18 protein-coding genes are annotated in these 13,970 nt (G+C 69.8%); 15 read left to right on the top strand and 3 right to left on the bottom strand.

What is annotated here, in order from left to right; all coding sequences use genetic code 11:
- Window positions 1-75 precede the first annotated feature (75 nt).
- From OHB13_RS16990 to OHB13_RS16975, 5 genes are all read left to right on the top strand, one after another.
- A complete protein-coding gene (locus OHB13_RS16990) occupies window positions 76-768 on the top strand; it encodes an LmeA family phospholipid-binding protein (protein ID WP_328377683.1) in 693 nt (230 codons plus the stop codon).
- 216 nt (window positions 769-984) lie between these two features.
- Window positions 985-1,065 carry a putative leader peptide gene (locus OHB13_RS38770; protein WP_353963180.1) on the top strand — a complete coding sequence of 27 codons (81 nt, stop codon included), beginning with the start codon at window positions 985-987 and terminating at the stop codon, window positions 1,063-1,065.
- 187 nt (window positions 1,066-1,252) lie between these two features.
- Complete coding sequence (locus tag OHB13_RS16985; protein ID WP_266855492.1) at window positions 1,253-2,092, top strand: sulfurtransferase; 840 nt, start codon at window positions 1,253-1,255, stop codon at window positions 2,090-2,092.
- Window positions 2,093-2,134: 42 nt separating this feature from the next.
- The gene (locus OHB13_RS16980) at window positions 2,135-2,422 is read left to right on the top strand and encodes a DUF1416 domain-containing protein (protein WP_164259678.1); all 288 of its coding nucleotides are present in this window, start codon (window positions 2,135-2,137) and stop codon (window positions 2,420-2,422) included.
- 171 nt (window positions 2,423-2,593) lie between these two features.
- On the top strand, window positions 2,594-2,947 hold the full coding sequence (locus OHB13_RS16975; RefSeq protein WP_328377682.1) for a DUF3099 domain-containing protein: 354 nt from the start codon (window positions 2,594-2,596) through the stop codon (window positions 2,945-2,947).
- 40 nt (window positions 2,948-2,987) lie between these two features.
- Here the strand turns inward: OHB13_RS16975 and OHB13_RS16970 are convergent, their stop codons facing one another.
- Complete coding sequence (locus OHB13_RS16970; RefSeq protein WP_266855494.1) at window positions 2,988-3,353, bottom strand: DsrE family protein; 366 nt, start codon at window positions 3,351-3,353, stop codon at window positions 2,988-2,990.
- A 303-nt stretch (window positions 3,354-3,656) separates the two neighbouring features.
- Between OHB13_RS16970 and OHB13_RS16965 the strand changes: the two genes are divergently transcribed.
- The 3 genes from OHB13_RS16965 to ygfZ are packed head-to-tail and all read left to right on the top strand — an operon-like array spanning window position 3,657 to window position 5,720.
- Window positions 3,657-4,220, top strand: coding sequence for an FABP family protein (locus OHB13_RS16965; RefSeq protein WP_328377681.1), 564 nt, complete (start codon window positions 3,657-3,659; stop codon window positions 4,218-4,220).
- A 20-nt stretch (window positions 4,221-4,240) separates the two neighbouring features.
- Window positions 4,241-4,723, top strand: a complete 483-nt coding sequence (locus OHB13_RS16960) for a Fur family transcriptional regulator (protein WP_266855496.1) — start codon at window positions 4,241-4,243, stop codon at window positions 4,721-4,723.
- 31 nt (window positions 4,724-4,754) lie between these two features.
- Window positions 4,755-5,720 carry a CAF17-like 4Fe-4S cluster assembly/insertion protein YgfZ gene (gene ygfZ / locus OHB13_RS16955; protein ID WP_266855497.1) on the top strand — a complete coding sequence of 322 codons (966 nt, stop codon included), beginning with the start codon at window positions 4,755-4,757 and terminating at the stop codon, window positions 5,718-5,720.
- 34 nt (window positions 5,721-5,754) lie between these two features.
- Here ygfZ and dtd read toward each other — a convergent pair whose 3' ends face one another.
- Window positions 5,755-6,180: a D-aminoacyl-tRNA deacylase gene (gene dtd, locus OHB13_RS16950; RefSeq protein WP_266860933.1), complete on the bottom strand. Its 426-nt coding sequence runs from the start codon at window positions 6,178-6,180 to the stop codon at window positions 5,755-5,757.
- A 116-nt stretch (window positions 6,181-6,296) separates the two neighbouring features.
- Between dtd and OHB13_RS16945 the strand changes: the two genes are divergently transcribed.
- The 3 genes from OHB13_RS16945 to OHB13_RS16935 all read left to right on the top strand — a co-directional run bounded on the left by OHB13_RS16945 (window position 6,297) and on the right by OHB13_RS16935 (window position 9,319).
- Window positions 6,297-6,884 (top strand): RsiG family protein, encoded by a 588-nt coding sequence (locus OHB13_RS16945; protein ID WP_266855498.1) that lies wholly within the window; start codon window positions 6,297-6,299, stop codon window positions 6,882-6,884.
- 44 nt (window positions 6,885-6,928) lie between these two features.
- Window positions 6,929-7,891, top strand: coding sequence for an asparaginase (locus OHB13_RS16940; protein WP_328377680.1), 963 nt, complete (start codon window positions 6,929-6,931; stop codon window positions 7,889-7,891).
- Between the two features lie 183 nt (window positions 7,892-8,074).
- Window positions 8,075-9,319, top strand: a complete 1,245-nt coding sequence (locus OHB13_RS16935; protein ID WP_328377679.1) for a GNAT family N-acetyltransferase — start codon at window positions 8,075-8,077, stop codon at window positions 9,317-9,319.
- A gap of 31 nt (window positions 9,320-9,350) precedes the next feature.
- On the opposite strand, the gene OHB13_RS16930 is transcribed toward OHB13_RS16935, so the two are convergent.
- Window positions 9,351-9,539: a hypothetical protein gene (locus tag OHB13_RS16930; RefSeq protein ID WP_266855501.1), complete on the bottom strand. Its 189-nt coding sequence runs from the start codon at window positions 9,537-9,539 to the stop codon at window positions 9,351-9,353.
- Between the two features lie 283 nt (window positions 9,540-9,822).
- On the opposite strand from OHB13_RS16930, the gene OHB13_RS16925 reads away from it, so the two are divergent.
- The 4 genes from OHB13_RS16925 (at window position 9,823) to OHB13_RS16910 (ending at window position 13,913) form a co-directional block, all read left to right on the top strand.
- The gene (locus tag OHB13_RS16925) at window positions 9,823-10,704 is read left to right on the top strand and encodes a winged helix-turn-helix domain-containing protein (protein ID WP_328377678.1); all 882 of its coding nucleotides are present in this window, start codon (window positions 9,823-9,825) and stop codon (window positions 10,702-10,704) included.
- Entirely contained in the window at window positions 10,685-11,452 is a 768-nt protein-coding gene (locus OHB13_RS16920) for an HAD family hydrolase (protein ID WP_328377677.1), read from the top strand. The genes OHB13_RS16925 and OHB13_RS16920 overlap by 20 nt, the downstream gene beginning before the upstream one ends.
- A 312-nt stretch (window positions 11,453-11,764) precedes the next feature.
- A complete protein-coding gene (locus OHB13_RS16915; protein WP_328377676.1) occupies window positions 11,765-12,478 on the top strand; it encodes a tectonin domain-containing protein in 714 nt (237 codons plus the stop codon).
- Between the two features lie 172 nt (window positions 12,479-12,650).
- On the top strand, window positions 12,651-13,913 hold the full coding sequence (locus tag OHB13_RS16910; RefSeq protein ID WP_266855505.1) for a phosphotransferase: 1,263 nt from the start codon (window positions 12,651-12,653) through the stop codon (window positions 13,911-13,913).
- Window positions 13,914-13,970: the final 57 nt, after the last annotated feature.

Here is a 13,970-nt window from a genome sequence, read left to right as displayed (position 1 = left end):
ACGAAAGGCCCTAGGCTCGGGTCCGTGCCACCGGCACGGATCAGGACTCGGGTACGAGCAGAGGGACGACCGGCCATGCGAGCACTGCGGACACTGCTCATCGTCGTCGTGGTACTGGGCGGCCTCTTCGTCCTCGCCGACCGGATCGCGGTGCATGTCGCGGACAACAAGGCGGCGGACCGAATACGCAGCAGCGAGAGCCTCTCGGCCTCCCCCGACGTCGACATCAAGGGCTTCCCGTTCCTGACCCAGGTCCTCGACAAGAAGCTCGGCCGGGTCGACGTCACGCTCAAGGGCGTCGACGCGAAAGCGTCCGGCCGCCACCTGCGGATCAGTGAAGTCCGGGCCGAACTGCACGACGTCACGGTCTCCAGCAACTTCAGCAGCGCGGTGGCCGCGCGCGCCAGCGGCAGCGCGCACATCTCGTACGGGGACCTCACCAAGGCCTCCGAATCCGGCGCCAAGGTCGCGTACGCGGGGAACGGCAAGGTCAAGGTCACCGGCTCGGTGGCCGTTCTGGGGCGCACGGTCAGCCGCAGCGTGATCTCGACGGTGACCATGGTGGGGACGGACCGGATCAAGGTGCACGCGGACGTGGTGCCCGGCGAGGGCATCCCCGGCCTGGAGGGTCTGGTCCGGCAGCAGACCGACTTCGACAGCGCGGTCGGCGGGCTGCCCGCCGGGCTGAAGCTCAGCGAGGTGCGGGCCACGGCGGACGGCGTCGACATCGGCGTCACGGGTACGAACGTCGCGCTGGCCGGGCAGTAGGAGGGGCGGCGGCAGCACGGGGCCGGCGGAGAGCCCCACAGTGACCGGATGGTGAGACGGGGGAGTCCGGTCCTCAGATGGTGGGCAAGTACGGCACCGTGGGGATCCCGGGCCGTACGCGCGCCATTGGCACATTGTCTCGCATCGCGGACGATCGCGTCTCAGTGTGCGATACGGCGGTGACATCTCCGCCCGTACTTCCCTACGATCGACCGTATGAAGCAGCAGGCGGATCTCACGAAGCGGCGGGCAGTCGACCTGTGCCGTGTCTCCGCCATGCTCTGTCGCGCCTTCTGAGCGGGAGCTCCGACTCCCGTATCCCCCGGGTCCCCCGACCGTCTGTCGGGGCTGCCCCCCGCGGTGCCGGATGCGCTCTGTCTCCCGGCCTCCGTGGATCCGTACGCCGACACCATCGCACCATCCCGCCGCACGTCCCCGGGCTCCGCAGGAGCAGGGGATTCCCCATCCCCGGAGGAGATTCCGCATGAGCCGCAGCGACGTTCTGGTAGACGCAGACTGGGTCGAGGCCCACATCGACGACCCGCAGGTCGCCATCGTCGAGGTGGACGAGGACACCTCTGCGTACGAGAAGAACCACATCAGGAACGCGATCCGGATCGACTGGACCAAGGACCTCCAGGACCCGGTCCGCCGTGACTTCATCGACCAGGCCGGCTTCGAGAAGCTGCTGTCCGAGAAGGGCATCGGCAACGACACGACCGTCGTGCTCTACGGCGGCAACAACAACTGGTTCGCCTCGTACGCCTTCTGGTACTTCAAGCTGTACGGCCACAGCGACGTCCGGCTGCTCGACGGCGGCCGCAAGAAGTGGGAGCTCGACTCCCGCGACCTGGTCGACGCCGTGCCGTCCCGCCCGGCCACCACGTACAAGGCCAAGCCGCAGGACGAGTCGATCCGCGCCTACCGCGACGACGTGGTGGCCGCGATCAACAGCAAGAACCTGGTCGACGTCCGGTCGCCCGACGAGTTCAGCGGCAAGCTGCTCGCCCCGGCGCACCTCCCGCAGGAGCAGTCGCAGCGCCCCGGCCACGTGCCGAGCGCCCGCAACATCCCGTGGTCGAAGAACGCCAACGACGACGGCACCTTCAAGTCGGACGACGAGCTCAAGGCCCTCTACGAGGACGAGCAGGTCGACCTTGCCAAGGACACCATCGCGTACTGCCGCATCGGTGAGCGCTCCGCGCTGACCTGGTTCGTGCTGCACGAGCTGCTCGGCCAGGAGAACGTCAAGAACTACGACGGCTCGTGGACCGAGTACGGCTCCCTCGTGGGTGTGCCGATCGAGCTCGGCGCCAACAAGTAGTACCGACCTTCACCAACCTCTCAGGCCCCTCAGGAGAACAGCATGTGCGGAGCGAAGGCCGGCGGCCCGGACGCCTCGACGATCAAGCCCGGTGAGACCACGATCCAGGGCAGCGTGACCCGTGACGGCGAGCCCGTCACCGGTTATGTGCGCCTGCTGGACTCGACCGGCGAGTTCACCGCCGAGGTCCCGACCTCGGCCACCGGACAGTTCCGCTTCTACGCGGCCGAGGGCACGTGGACGCTGCGCGCCCTCGTCCCGGGCGGCACGGCAGACCGTACGGTCGTCGCGCAGACCGGCGGCCTCGCGGAGATCGCGATCGCTGTCTGACCGAGCAGGATCCGAGCAGGACCTGATCTGGCCGGAGGGCCGCACCCCAGGGGGTTGGACGCCACTTGGACCGGGTGCGGCCCTCCGCGCCGTCCGGGGCAGGCGAGGGCCGGAAATTTGCCGAGCGCCTTCCGGGGGCGACGAGTTGCCGATCGGTCTTACGCTGGATGCATGTACTCGCGACGTCGGCGCGGCTATTTTCTGTTGATGGGCGGCTGTCTGCTGCTCTTCGTCTCAGCCTGGGCTTTCGTGCGTCTCTGGTCGGTGCCTGCCGCCATCGCCATGTGTTTCGTCGCGATGGTCATCCCGCCGGTCGCGGCGATCGTCGGCAACCGGCGCGGTCCCGATGACCGCTGGTGGGACGAGCCGCCGCCCGACAGCGGGTCCGCCGACAGGCCGACGGGCAAGTCCACGGACAGGCCGACGGCCAAGCGCACGGACAAGCGCTCGGACCTGCCGCCTTCGGGGGACCGTACGTCCGACGAGTGGTGGGACGAGCTGGACGGGAAGAAGCGACGCCGGTAGGCGGGGCGGCGCACCCGGCAGTTGCCGGTCGTTCCAGACCTCAGTAGACGAGCGCCTGGACGCCGTCGGCCATCGCTTCCTGTACGAAGAGCTGGGCGCCCGCGATCCGTACGCCCTCCAGTACGTCCTGCTCCGTGATGTCGCGGCGGGCCGCGCACTGCGTGCAGACGGTGATCTGTCCGCCCGCCCTGATCGAGTCGATCAGATCCGGCAGCGGCGCCGCGTGCGGCAGCTCGAACTCGGCGGCCCGGCCCGGCAGGGCGAACCACGACGACTCACCGGTGAGCCAGAGCGAGACCTCCACCCCGCTGGCCACGGCGACCGCGGCCACGGTGAACGCCTGGGAGCACCGCTCGGGGGCGTCGGATCCCGCAGTCACCTTGATCACTAGCTTCTTCTGGGCCATGGCGGAACTCTAATCGTCGGCCGCCGCCGCACCTCGCAGAGAGGGCTCGGCCCCCACCCATTAGGCTGGGGCCCGGCCCTTCCTGCTTTTCACGTTCACGCGGCCGCCGTCGTCCGTGCAGTCGCTCATACAAGGAGCACCTCGTGCTTGACGCCATTTTCATCGCTCTGCTGATCCTGGTCTGCGTCGGCGTCATCGCCTTCGCCGGTCTTTCGGTGAAGAAGCTCTACCAGGGCCAGCGCTGACCGCTCGGCAACTGGCAGCCGGTAGCCCGAACCCCTCTCACAGATCGTCTGAGCCCTCATGATCGAGATTCCGTCGGACCTCCATCCGAGCCTCGTCCCGCTGGTCTTCCTCCTCGGTAAGTGGACCGGGGCCGGTGTCGCGGACTTCCCCGGTGAGGAGAAGTGCAACTTCGGCCAGGAGGTCGCCTTCACCCACGACGGCCGCGACTTCCTTGAGTACACCTCGCACACCTGGGTGCTGGACTCCGAGGGCGCGAAGGTCAGGCCGCTGGAGACCGAGTCCGGGTACTGGCGCGTGGACGAGCACCGCAAGGTCGAGGTCGTGATGGTGCGCGACCAGGGCGTCGTCGAGATCTGGTACGGCGAGCTCGCCGACCAGAAGCCGCAGATCGACCTGGTGACCGACGCGGTCGCGCGGACCGCGGCGTCCGGCCCGTACAGCGGCGGGAAGCGGCTCTACGGCTATGTGAACAGCGACCTGATGTGGGTGGGCGAGAAGGCCACGCCCGAGGTCGAGCTGCGGCCCTACATGTCCGCGCATCTGAAGAAGTCCGTCGACCCCAGCGAGTGGGCGAAGGATCTGAAGGACCTTCCTGACGACGGAATCGCCTTCTTCAAGTAGGCCGCTCCTACACTGGAGGCGTGGTGACCACTGACTGGCAGAGCGACCTCCGCAGCCGCGGGTACCGGCTGACCCCGCAGCGACAGCTCGTGCTGGAGGCCGTGGACGCGCTGGAGCACGCGACGCCCGACGACATCCTCACCGAGGTGCGGAAGACGGCGGGCGGCGTGAACATCTCCACGGTCTACCGCACCCTGGAGCTGCTTGAGGAGCTGGGCCTGGTGAGCCATGCCCATCTCGGGCACGGTGCTCCCACGTACCACCTCGCCGACCGGCACCACCACATCCATCTGGTCTGCCGGGACTGTACGGACGTCATCGAGGCCGACATCAGTGTGGCCGCGGACTTCACCGGGCAGCTCCGCGAGTCGTTCGGCTTCGAGACGGACATGAAGCACTTCGCCATCTTCGGGCGGTGCCGGAAGTGCGCGGCCAAGGCCGCCGAGGAGCAGCCCCAGGGGCAGGCCGAGGCTCAGGCCCCTGCTTCCGGCGGCGGTTCGTAGCCTTGCGGCGGGCGGTCGTACGCTTGCGGACATGAAGAGCCCGCTGTTGTCACTGCCCGGTGCCGTCCCCGCCGAAGGCCGGGACGAAGGTGTCGCCGCCCACTACGGAGACCTGTTCCGCGAACAGCGTGCGCTGTCGGACGGTACCGGCCTCGTGGACCTCTCCCACCGCGGCGTCATCACGGTCACCGGCCCCGACCGGCTGAGCTGGCTGCATCTGCTGCTCACCCAGCACGTCAGCGAGCTGCCGCAGGGCGTGGCCACCGAGGCGCTCATCCTCTCGGCCAACGGCCACATCGAGCACGCCCTCTACCTCGTGGACGACGGCGAGACGGTGTGGGCGCATGTCGAGCCGGGCACGCAGCAGGAGCTGATCGCGTACCTGGAGAGCATGAAGTTCTACTACCGGGCCGAGATCGCCGACCGCACTGAGGACATCGCGGTCGTGCATCTGCCGGCCGGTTCGATCGCCGGGGTGCCGGACGGCGTGGTCGTACGGGAGACGGCGCACGGCCGTGATCTCTTCCTGCCCCGGGAGCAGCTGGAGGCGTATGCGGCCGAGCACGGTCCGGTCGCCGGGCTCCTCGCGTACGAGGCGCTGCGCATCGAGGCGCACCGGCCGCGGGTCGGTCTGGAGACCGACCACCGGACCATCCCGCACGAGCTGGGATGGATCGGCACCGCGGTCCATCTGGAGAAGGGCTGCTACCGGGGCCAGGAGACGGTCGCCCGTGTCCACAACCTGGGGAAGCCGCCGCGCCGGCTGGTCTTCCTGCATCTGGACGGCAGCGAGGTGCTGCTGCCGGGGCACGGTACGCCGGTCCGGCTCGCATCGGACGGCGCCGAGGGCCGCCAGCTGGGCTTCGTCACCTCGTCGGCCCGCCACCACGAACTGGGACCGATCGCGCTGGCACTGGTGAAGCGCAATGTGCCGGTGGACGCGGAGCTGCTGGCAGGGGACACCGCGGCCGCCCAGGAAGTCGTCGTGGAGCCGTAGAGCCGTGGCGCCATAGGGTTCCTGGCGGCCGGGCTCAGATCTCCAGCAGGACCGTGAACGGGCCGTCGTTCGTCAGCGAGACCCGCATGCTCGCGCCGAACCGGCCCGTCCCGACCGTCGCGCCCAGGGCGCGCAGCTGGTTCACCACCTCGTCCACGAGCGGCTCGGCCACCTCGCCGGGGGCGGCCCCGTTCCAGGTGGGGCGGCGGCCCTTCCGGGCGTCTCCGTAGAGGGTGAACTGTGAAATCACCAGCAAAGGTGCATTCACGTCCGAGCACGACTTTTCGCCCGACAGGATCCGCAGCGACCAGACCTTTCGGGCTAGTTGCGCCGCTTTTTCCGCAGTGTCCTCATGAGTGACCCCCACAAGGACGCACAGACCCTCCCCGGAGATCTCACCCACGGTCTCACCAGCCACGACGACGCTCGCGCCGTCCACCCTCTGCACCACTGCACGCATACGGTCCAACCTATCCGGGGCCGAACGGGCGCGGAGAGCCAGCAGCGGCACCATCCGGAGTGGCACCATGCACGAGAGGCGGTGCACCGCACCGGTCGAGGGGACGGAATACGCATATGAGTACATCTGGCGCCGGGCAGTCGCCCGGTCCCGTGTCCATGACCCGGATCAGCTCCGTGCCACGAGCACCCGCGCAGCGCGCGGGCGCCGCGCTCCCGGCGGCCACCGAGCACGACATCGGCGGGCTGCGCCTGCCCGAACTGCGCACGCTGCGCAGGGACGCCCAGCGGGACGAGGCCGACCTCAGCTACGTACGCCGGATGCTGCACGGGCGGATCGACATCCTCCGCGCCGAGCTGTCCCGGCGTACGGGACCGGAGTCCCCGGTCGTCGAGCGGCTCTCCGAGATCCTGGCCGACGTGCCGTCCTCGCACCGCTCGTCGGCCCGCCATGTGACGCTCTCGACGCCGCGCAGCGCGGAGAACAGCAAGCTGGCCGCCGACATGCTCGCCGAGGTGGAACTCTCCGACCTCTGCGCCCGTACGGACGAAGAGCTGCACACCGGAATGGGCCGCCTCGTCCGCTACGAACAGCAGGTATCCAGCCGCCGACAGCACCTCCAGCGGACCGCCGACGATTGCAGCGCGGAGATCGCCCGCAGGTACCGTGAGGGCGAAGCGCAAGTAGACGACCTGCTCACCTGAGGCGATCCTTCCGGTGAGCGGGCCCCGTTCCCGGAAGGCCGACGATGACCGCCAGCACCACCGCCCCTGTATCTCCGGTCCTCGCCGAGGTCGTGCGCTCCGGCTTCGTGGAGGGCCGGCACCGGGGCTCGCTGGTGGTGCTCGCGGCCGACGGGAGCGTCGATTACGCGCTCGGTGACCCGTCGCTGCCCGTCTTCCCGCGCTCCAGCAACAAGCCGATGCAGGCGGCCGCCATTCTGCGGGCCGGCCTCGACCTCTCCGGTGAGCGGCTGGCACTGGCCTCGGCGAGCCACTCGGGCGAGGAGTTCCAGCGGGCGCTGGTGCGCACGATGCTCAGTGAGTACGGGCTCCAGGAGAGCGATCTCCAGTGCCCGGCCGATCTCCCGCTGGACCCGGTCGAGGCCGAGGGGTATCTCGCCGCGGGCCACGGGCGTGAGCGGGTCACCATGAACTGCTCGGGCAAGCACACCGCGATGCTGGCCGTCTGCGCGCTGAACGGCTGGCCCACCGACTCCTACCTCGACCCCTCCCACCCGCTCCAGCGGCTGGTGCTGACGGTGATCGAGGAGGCGGCGGGCGAGCGGGTGGCGTCGGTCGGTACGGACGGGTGCGGGGCGCCGCTGATGGCGATCAGCCTGGTGGGCCTGGCCCGTGCGTTCCGTACGTTCGTGCTGGCCCCCGAGGGGTCGCCGGAGCGCCGGGTCGCGGACGCGATGCGCGCCCACCCCGAGTACGTCGCGGGGACCCGCAGGCCCGACACATGGGTGATGCGGGCGCTGCCGGGCACGCTCTCCAAGATGGGCGCCGAGGCGGTCCAGGCGCTGGCGCTCCCCGACGGCCGGGCGCTCGCCTTCAAGGTCGACGACGGTGCGACCCGGGTGCTCGGTCCTGTGCTGGCGCGGACCCTGGAACGGATGGGCGTGGAGAGCCCGGTGCTGGCCAGGCTGGCGGACGCGCCGCTGCTCGGTGGCGCCGCGAAGGTCGGCGAAATCCGCGCGGCGGTCTGAAAGCGCCGGTCTGAAAGCGCCGGTCCGGAAAGGCTGTTCCGGAAAGTGGCTGTTCCGGAAGGGCCATTCCGGAAGCGGCAGTCCTGAGGCGGCGGTCCGGCGGCGGCAGTCCGGTGGCGGTTTCACAGGCTCCGGTCCGAAATTCGCGCGACAGTCCGAGGAGGGGTGCTTACCGTGGCCACCATGGCAGTTGACGTCCGTACGATCTCCGATTCCGAGTACCCCGACTGGCTCCGCGCCTGTCACACCGGCTTCCTCCAGCCGCCGTCGGCCTCCGACGAGGAGGTGCGCAGCCGCCTCCCGCACACGGATCTGGCCCGCACCCGGGGCGCGTTCGACGGCGGGCGCTGTGTGGCGACCTTCCGGTCCTTCGCGCAGGAGATCACCGTCGTCGGCGGAGCCTCGCTCCCGTCCGACGCGGTCACCCACGTCACGGTCACCCCGACGCACCGCAGGCGCGGTCTGCTCAGCCGGATGATGGCGGTGGATCTGGCGGCGGCGAAGGAGCGCGGCGAAGTGCTGGCCACGCTGATCGCCGCCGAGTACCCGATCTACGGCCGGTTCGGCTTCGGCCCGGCGACCTGGGCCACCGACTGGACGGTCGACGTGCCGCGCGCCGGACTCGACCCGCGCTGGGCCCGCCCGGAGTGTGGCGGCCGGATCGATCTGGTCGACGGTGCGGACGTACGGAAGCTCGGCCCCGAACTGCACGCCCGTTTCCGGAAGTCGCAGCCCGGCGCGGTCAGCAGGAACGAACGCTGGTGGGCCCTGCAGACGGGCCTCGACCAGGTGCCGGGCCGGCCGTGGACCGAGCCCTTCTACGCGGTGTACCGCTCGCCCCGGGGCGAGATCGACGGCCTCCTCGCGTACAAGGCCGACGACCACTGGGGCCCCGCCAAGCAGCCGCTCAACACCGCGACGGTGGAAGATCTGATCGCCGTGTCCCCGGCCGCCGAGCGCGCCCTGTGGCACTTCCTCTGCTCGGTCGACTGGGTCACTACGGTGAATGCCGGGCACCGGGGTCCGGACGATCTGCTGTCGTCGCTGCTGCCCGACCCGCGCGCGGCCAGGCTCACCCAGCACGCGGACTTCCTGTGGATCCGGCTGCTCGATGTCGTACGGGCGCTGGAGGCCCGTACGTACGAGGCGTCCGGCACCCTGGTCCTGGAGGTCACGGACCACGACGGGCTCTCGGCGGGCCGCTACCGGCTGGACGCCTCGCCCGACGGTGCGACCTGCGCGCCGACCTCCGAAGCGGCCGATGTCACGCTGGACGCGGGGGAGTTGGCGGCGCTGTATCTGGGTGAGGCCTCGGCGGTCCGGCTCGCCGCGCTGGGCCGGATCTCGGAGGAGACGGCTGGTGCGGTCGCCGTCACCGAGGCGCTGTTCCGTACGGCCGTCCGGCCGTGGTGCCCGGACGGCTTCTAGGACGAACCGGCCCAGGGGGTCCCGTTCGGCCTCAGCCGATCAGGGCTTTGACCTGGACGAACAGCATGAAGGCGCCCAGGCAGCTGCACGGGACGCTGCCTGCTTTCACGCCGACGGTGAGCATGCCGAATCCGACGAGACCTGCGATTCCGAACGCGGACTGAACGGTCTGCTCGATGACGAATCCGAGTCCTGCGACCAGGAGAGCTGCGGTAGGCATGGGGTTCCCTCCTTCGGGATGGTGGGGGAGCACCAGTTGCCTGCACACCGTTGTATCGGCTCGTGCCCCGTGGAGTGGTTCTCCGTGGAGAGGTTCTTGCAGTCAAGTACCAGACAAGTTGGCCTGGTTGGCCTGACGGTGGTATGCCCGCTGGTTACATGTCCGTAAACTTGTCTGGCGACTGGCCTGGTTGGTTGGCCGGAAAAGTGACCCTGCCTGTTGGGTCCTGTCTGTTTGGTCCTGTCAATTACGCCGAGGTGCCCGGTAGTTGTACGGTGGTGCGGTGGCCCCACGTGACGCAGGCAGCACAGACAGCAGGAAGTTCCAGGTCATCGCGGACGACCTGCGGACCGAGATCGCCGACGGCGTCCACCGGGTGGGCCGCCAACTGCCCTCGCAGCGCGAACTCCAGGCCACCTATGGCGTTTCGCGCGAGACCGTCGGCCGGGCACTCGAAGTACTCAGGGCCGAGGGGCTGATCTCGTCCAGCCGGGGCCGCCCCGCGACCGTGACCGAGGGCCACGGTGTGGCGGCCGCCGCGCACCCCGTACCGTCCGCGCAGCCCGCGCAGGTCACTCTCCAGCCCAGGCTGCGGGCCGCCTTCGAGGCCGAGGAGATCACGATGGACGTGCTCTCGCTGACGTCGGAGACGATGGCCCAGCACCTCGGCGCACAGGTCGCCCGGATCAGCGACGGCGAGATCGGGCCGCAGAGCATCGCACTGCGGCTGATGCTCCCCGACATCACCGGGATACGGCTCGCCTTCCCGCGGGGGGTCGAGGACCCCGATGACGACCGGCCGCGCAAGCGCCACCGCGACATGGTGATCAACCACGCCAGGTCGCTGCGCCACTCGCTGCTGCGACTGCGCCACCAGGGACTGGTCCCCGAGGTCTCGGTGCAGATCCGGACCGTGCCCTTCACCCCGCCGCTGAAGTTGTACCTGCTGAACAAGGACCAGCTGCTGGAGGGCTACTACACCCTGGAGCAGTGGACACCTGAGCCCATCGACGGCGTGGAGGTCACCATCCTCGACTCGCTCGGTGTGGGCGCGACGCTCTTCCCGTACACCAAGCCCGGACAGGCACTGAAGGTGGAAGCGGCGCAGAAATTCTTCGACTCCTACTGGGACCAGCTGGCCCAAGATGCGGATTTCGGCGACTGACGTGCTGCCCTCCTCCGATGCCACCTCCACTTCCACCTCCACCCCTGTCCACGCCCTCACCCCCGCCGCCGGGCTGCGGGCGCTGCTCTCCCGTGCCTCGCTGGTCCTCTGGGACTTCGACGGGCCGGTCTGCGGGCTGTTCGCCGGGCTGCGCGCCCCGGCGATCGCCGCCGAACTGCGTGCCATGGCCGCCGTGCGACTGCCGCACTGGTCGGAACCGGACGAGCCGCACGATCCCCTCGCGGTGCTCCGGCGTGCGCACGACGCCTTCCCCAGCGACCCGGACGGACTGGTCTCCGCCCTGCGCAAGCGGCTGGAGGAGCTGGAGACGGAGGCGGCGGCCACCGCGGAGCCCACGCCCGGCGCGTTCGACCTGATGGAAGCGCTGCTGACGGCCGGCAAGCAACTGGTCATCGCGACCAACAACAGCGAGGCCGCCGCCCGCGCTTATCTCGAACTGCACGGAATCGAGAAGTACTTCGGCGCGGTCGTGGGGCGGCACGACGATCCGCGGCTGATGAAACCGCATCCGTACTGCCTGGAACGGCTGCTCGCGGAGACCGGTACGGCAGCCGCTGACGGGCTGATGATCGGGGACTCGCCGGCTGACGCTCGCGCGGCCACCTCGATCGGCGTTCCGTTCGTGGGGTACGGCACCGGGTCCGTGAAGCTGCTGCGGCTCAGGGGCGCGGGCGCGGAGTACTTCGTGGCGGACCTGGCCGCCATGACGGAGGCGGTCGGGGGCTGACCCGCCCCGGCGCAGCCGGCCCGAGGGGCGGGCGCGCTGCACGGCCGGCGACTGAACTCCGGCTCGGGCAAACGGAATTGCTACGCAGGAGGCATATGCCGGTACTCCTGTCGATCCCCCCTGGGCGGGACGGCGCTTCCAGCCGAAATGCTTCCGGCGGAGCCACTCCCGACCTCACCCCACAAGCAGGCAGGGATCAAAACATCGATTTACTGGCTTGTTAGGTATTAAGACAAGCATTCACCCCCTTTGAAGGTCCGTCCCGGCCCGGATGATTGCACCCAACACAGGCTCTACGGAGGGTGGTTCGGCATGGCGGATTGGGTGAAGGTGGCGGGCAGTCTCACTGCCATCTCAGCGGGGTCCAGGACGACGGTGTGGGGCGTGAACGGGGCGAGCGCCATCTACCGGTACACCAACTACGACGCCAACCCCTGGATCAACATCCCCGGGGGCCTGAGTGACATCGGCGCGGGCGCCGACGGCACCGTGTGGGGCGTCAACAGCGGCAACCAGATCTACCGGTACACCGGCGATCAGAACGACCCGGGCCCGTGGAAGGGCATCTCCGGCAGCCTGGTCCGCATCGACGCGGGCTCCCGGACGAACGTGTGGGGAGTGGACTCCGCCAGTGCCATCTACCGGTACACGAACCACGACGCCAACCCGTGGATCAAGATCCCGGGGGCGCTGAGCGACATCGGAGCGGGCGCGGACGGCACGGTGTGGGGAGTGAACGGCGGGAACCAGGTCTTCCGGTACACCGGGGACCAGGACGGCTCGAACCCGTGGAAGAGCGTCAACGGCAGTCTCAAGCGCATCGCGGTGGGCTCCCGGACCAATGTGTGGGGTGTCGATCCCGCCGGCAGCATCTACCGGTACACCAACAACGACGCCAGCGGCGGCAACCCGTGGATCAAGATCCCCGGCACTGCCACCGACATCGCCGCGGGCGCCGACGGCACCGTGTGGCACATCAACAGCGGCAACGAGATCTACCGGTACACCGGCGACCAGCCGAGCTGACCCCCACCCTGTGATCCCTGCGGGCCCCGGCCGGGAGGCCGGGGCCCGCAGTTGGTACAACTCCCTTTCATCCCGAGGGGTTTGAGGCCATCAGTACCCTTGGGTATGAAGGTGGGCAGCGGCCAGGGACGGCCCGCCGGCGAGCTTCCGGTCACGAGAGCGCAGGAGCCGCATGCCTGATGTAGCCCGCGGCGCCTCCGGCCGCACGGCCGACAGCTGGGACCTGCTGTACCGAGCCGCCGGTGAGGGGGAACCCCTCAGCGGCTACTACCACCGGAACTACCGCGTGGGGCTGCCACCCGACCTCGCCGCCGCGGTGTCGCTCCCCGCCGGTACGCCCGTGAAGGTGCGCGCGCCCATCCCCGAAGCGGTGCAGTTCAATCTGCGGATCTGGCCGGAGGGTGAACTGCTCCGTGCCATCGCGGGACGGGTGGACGGCAGCCCGCGGGTGCTCGCCGACCGGCCGGGCTTCACCGTGCACTCCTTCGCGCAGGGCGTGCCGCTCTCCGGCCGGTACGGGGCCGGCCGCCGCCCCGGGCGCGGCTACACGGCGCGACTGGAGGCGCTCTTCCGGCAGACGGCCGCAGTCCCGTCCCACGCGCTGCCGCCGCTTCCCGGCGGCTGGCCGGCGGACGGGGACTGCGGCGGGTTCCTGCGTACGCTCGTCGACTTCACCGAGTCCGAGGTCAAGGGCCGCAGCAGCCGGGCCCACCAGGAGCTGTTCGCCGCGCTCGGAGTGGGGGACGGCGCGCTCGGGAGGCTGCGGGAGCGGGCGGCGGGACTGGGCGAGCGGCCGTTCACGCTGCTGCACACGGACTCCCACGCCGGGAATCTGATCGTGGGCCCGGACGGAGAACTCTCCCTGATCGACTGGGAGTTGGCGCTGTACGGCGACCCGGTATACGAGATCGCCGCCCATCTCGGACGGATGCGGTACGCCACCGGCCGCCGGCGGAGGGCCGCGCTCCGGGCGTGGCGGTCGGCGGTCGCGGTGAGCTGCCCCGGCGCGCTGAGCGGCCACCGGGGCGCGCTGCGGGTCTATCTGGACTTCGAGCGGCTGCTCTCCGTCCACATCGATGTGATCCGGCTGACGCTGGCCCTGCCGCACCGGGCGGGCCCGGTGGAGCTCATGGCGACCGCGGAGCGGATCCTCGTTCTGCTCGCCGCCGCGCGGGGGCCGCTCGGGCTGCGCAGGGTGCCGGACGCGGAACGGATCGCGGCGGCGTGTGCGGTGTGGCAGCGGAACGAGAGGGATGTCACCCGGATGTGGAACGGCCGGGCGGAGACTGGCGTCTTGACGTACGGACAGACGCATTCGCAGAGAAGTTCGCCGAGCGGTCCGCAGCCAAAACGGAACGTGGTGGAAGAGCCGCGGAAGTGGTTCGATGCAGTCAGGACCGCGAAGGGTCCGGACCTGGGGAGCCTGTCCGAGTGACTTCAGATGCGACTGACACGACTGAGACAGCCAACGCGACTGACCCGGCTGACACGA

The sequence above is a fragment of the Streptomyces sp. NBC_00440 genome, assembly GCF_036014215.1.
In the GTDB taxonomy this organism is placed as follows: domain Bacteria; phylum Actinomycetota; class Actinomycetes; order Streptomycetales; family Streptomycetaceae; genus Streptomyces.
Note: the sequence above shows the minus strand (reverse complement) of the source record. Positions and strands in the feature narration are given on the sequence as shown.

What these genes read in the sequence shown, in the direction of transcription:
- OHB13_RS16990 (WP_328377683.1), top strand. Translation starts at nt 76, where the DNA reads ATGCGAGCACTGCGGACACTGCTCATCGTCGTCGTGGTACTGGGCGGC.
- OHB13_RS38770 (WP_353963180.1), top strand. Translation starts at nt 985, where the DNA reads ATGAAGCAGCAGGCGGATCTCACGAAGCGGCGGGCAGTCGACCTGTGC.
- OHB13_RS16985 (WP_266855492.1), top strand. Translation starts at nt 1,253, where the DNA reads ATGAGCCGCAGCGACGTTCTGGTAGACGCAGACTGGGTCGAGGCCCAC.
- OHB13_RS16980 (WP_164259678.1), top strand. Translation starts at nt 2,135, where the DNA reads ATGTGCGGAGCGAAGGCCGGCGGCCCGGACGCCTCGACGATCAAGCCC.
- OHB13_RS16975 (WP_328377682.1), top strand. Translation starts at nt 2,594, where the DNA reads ATGTACTCGCGACGTCGGCGCGGCTATTTTCTGTTGATGGGCGGCTGT.
- OHB13_RS16970 (WP_266855494.1), bottom strand. Translation starts at nt 3,353, where the DNA reads ATGGCCCAGAAGAAGCTAGTGATCAAGGTGACTGCGGGATCCGACGCC.
- OHB13_RS16965 (WP_328377681.1), top strand. Translation starts at nt 3,657, where the DNA reads ATGATCGAGATTCCGTCGGACCTCCATCCGAGCCTCGTCCCGCTGGTC.
- ygfZ (WP_266855497.1), top strand. Translation starts at nt 4,755, where the DNA reads ATGAAGAGCCCGCTGTTGTCACTGCCCGGTGCCGTCCCCGCCGAAGGC.
- dtd (WP_266860933.1), bottom strand. Translation starts at nt 6,180, where the DNA reads ATGCGTGCAGTGGTGCAGAGGGTGGACGGCGCGAGCGTCGTCGTGGCT.
- OHB13_RS16945 (WP_266855498.1), top strand. Translation starts at nt 6,297, where the DNA reads ATGAGTACATCTGGCGCCGGGCAGTCGCCCGGTCCCGTGTCCATGACC.
- OHB13_RS16940 (WP_328377680.1), top strand. Translation starts at nt 6,929, where the DNA reads ATGACCGCCAGCACCACCGCCCCTGTATCTCCGGTCCTCGCCGAGGTC.
- OHB13_RS16935 (WP_328377679.1), top strand. Translation starts at nt 8,075, where the DNA reads ATGGCAGTTGACGTCCGTACGATCTCCGATTCCGAGTACCCCGACTGG.
- OHB13_RS16930 (WP_266855501.1), bottom strand. Translation starts at nt 9,539, where the DNA reads ATGCCTACCGCAGCTCTCCTGGTCGCAGGACTCGGATTCGTCATCGAG.
- OHB13_RS16920 (WP_328377677.1), top strand. Translation starts at nt 10,685, where the DNA reads ATGCGGATTTCGGCGACTGACGTGCTGCCCTCCTCCGATGCCACCTCC.
- OHB13_RS16915 (WP_328377676.1), top strand. Translation starts at nt 11,765, where the DNA reads ATGGCGGATTGGGTGAAGGTGGCGGGCAGTCTCACTGCCATCTCAGCG.
- OHB13_RS16910 (WP_266855505.1), top strand. Translation starts at nt 12,651, where the DNA reads ATGCCTGATGTAGCCCGCGGCGCCTCCGGCCGCACGGCCGACAGCTGG.